This window comes from Piscirickettsia salmonis LF-89 = ATCC VR-1361 (assembly GCF_000297215.2).
Classification (GTDB): Bacteria; Pseudomonadota; Gammaproteobacteria; order Piscirickettsiales; family Piscirickettsiaceae; genus Piscirickettsia; species Piscirickettsia salmonis.
In genome coordinates, this window is sequence record NZ_AMFF02000063.1 from 1 (window position 1) to 2,449 (window position 2,449).

General features: G+C 30.7%; 3 protein-coding genes. All 3 read right to left on the reverse strand.

The window, feature by feature from the left end:
• Positions 1–190 precede the first annotated feature (190 nt).
• Complete coding sequence (locus tag C200_RS06525; RefSeq protein WP_016211996.1) at positions 191–1,138, reverse strand: ParB/RepB/Spo0J family partition protein; 948 nt, start codon at positions 1,136–1,138, stop codon at positions 191–193.
• Position 1,139: 1 nt separating this feature from the next.
• Positions 1,140–2,249: a ParA family protein gene (locus C200_RS06530; protein ID WP_016211997.1), complete on the reverse strand. Its 1,110-nt coding sequence runs from the start codon at positions 2,247–2,249 to the stop codon at positions 1,140–1,142.
• Positions 2,242–2,449: hypothetical protein (locus tag C200_RS16100; protein WP_211250923.1), on the reverse strand; the 208-nt coding region annotated here is incomplete at its 5' end. The genes C200_RS06530 and C200_RS16100, both read right to left, overlap by 8 nt.

Genomic DNA, 2,449 nt, shown 5'->3' on the forward strand with positions numbered 1-2,449 from the left:
TTACACTTCAGATGACGGAGGGCGAAACCATGATATCATCAGATCAAATTGCGACAGAACCAATGTTTGGAGGCTCCGAAGTTTGCATTATACAGTTAAATGTTTGGAGGCTCCGAAGTTTGCATTATACAATTAAATCTTTGGAGGCTCCGAAGTTACATTTATCAGAATCGCATTAAAAATTTCCAATTTAACTTAACCCAGATAGCTCTTCATCAATCATATTCATGATTTTGTCGTTAATTTTATCTAAATTAATCTTCTTTAAGGTTTCTTTATTAAATTTGAGAGTCAAGTTTTCTGGATTATAAATAAATAATTCATTACCGTTGTGTGACTCATAACTAACATGGATATTATTTTTATAATTACATTTCCTTTCATCTTTTTCGATTAAATTAATTATTTTTTCTTTGCCTGCACCATCTCTAATTTTATCAGCAATATCTATAATTTTTTGAATATTTTTTTTATTTTTACTTACTAGTTCATGGATTGTTCGAGCTACATTATATGAAACTTTAGACATATCACCTACATTTTCCCATATAGTATCTGGAACTTTAAAAAATAACATCCAACCACTAACTGTAGGTAAACTCTTACCAACTTGCTTAGAAAATTCTGTCAAAGTAAGTTCTTTATATTCAATATACTTTTTAGCCTGCAATGCATCTGAGTATGGAGAAACAGGATTCCTTTGTTCATTTTCTATTGCTTGCATTTTAAATGCTTGATCATCACTCAAATCTTTCACGATAACCTTAAACTTCAGATTTTGGCGCTTACAAGAATCCCATCTTCTTACGCCATATATAATTTCATATTTATACTTACTAGATGATGAGCTGACGATTCTTACAAGACCTGGTGATAATTGACCTTCCATTTTAATGGAATCATCAAAAGCCTTAATCTCATCATCAGTTCCAAATTCATACTCTTGGCGATTTGAAAATTTCCAGCGTTTACAAAGTGATGGATCAATTTCAATAATTATATCGCTATTACCATAACTCTCTTTTTTCTTATTAGTAGAAACATTCTTTTTTTTAGCGTTACTTTTTTTATTCATTATTTTAGATAAAGCACTAATATTTCTAGGCCTGGGGATATTATTCTTGGTATCTGTAACCATTTTAAGCACCTTTTCTAATTTTTTCTATCATTTCCTTGCATGCAGAAATAAAAGCCTCAGAGCAAGAGCCATGCAAATCATAATCAGTTATATCTTTTCCATGAGGTTTTATAGTTTTATTCATTGTTACGCATTTTGGAATTTCACTTTTAAAAGGGAAACCTGGGTAATGTTTTTTTACTTCTTTACTTAATTGTTTATACTCTATTGTATGCTTTTCAACAATATTGAAAATCATACCTAATGTAGTAAAATCGCTCATACCACTTTCAGAAATCTCGACCAATGTATCAATAAGTCTAGCAAGACCTTGTAAAGAGTACTCATTAGCAGTAATAGGTATAATTGAATAGTTACAAGCTATAACTGAAGAGTAAAATTGGAGGGAAATAGATGGTAATGTATCAATCAAGACAAAATCAAAATCTTTTGATAACTCTTTAACATTTGACTTAAAGTTAAAACTTTTTGCTTGATCTTCTTTTTGAACCGGAGCTAAATCATCATTTGCACCATATACAAATAACTTTTGATTAACTTCAAATGGAATATCAATAAGTTTTTGATTAATGCTTTTTGACCTTTTTAATAGGTTTTCATGCTTTTTATAATACAAGGACTTTGTTGTACTTGAACCTTCGTAGTAAGATTCACCTGTTACAGTATAGGTAAGGTTGCCTTGTGGGTCATTATCAATTAATAATACCTTATAATCAGCTTTCGCTAAGATTTTAGCAAAGGTGTAAGTCATAGAGGTTTTAGTCACACCGCCTTTTTGGTTAACAAAAGCTACAATTGGTGTTTCAGTAAAGTTGTATTTTTTAATTTTTTTCTTAATGTATTCTATGACTTCTTTTTGCTTTTCTAATTGCCTACTTGATACATAGACATCATCAAGCCCCATTTGAGAAAAGTATTCCAAAAGCGGCTTTAGAGCTCGGTCAGGCATTTTAACTTGCTTATCTGAGATCATACCCCATTTTTTAATACTGCTTTCTTTATAACAACAAATCTCAGCTATTTTATTATATGTCAACTCTTTTCCTTTCCTCTTTTTATAAGCAGCCCTTAATTGTTTCAATTTTAAATTATTAGGGTATTCCTTAATCATTACATTCTCTCAATTCTAAATTGGAACTATCTTTGAAAGATTTTAGTTCTCTTTTTGAACCAGCACAAGAAAATAAGTCAATTTTTTTATACATCTTAATTGAGACAGCTCTATTGTTGATTTTAAAAAGCAGTTTCATCCGCTGCGAGCCATGGAGTGCTAAGCACAGGGTGAGTAGGCCGAGGTAGGTTCGGGTTTTT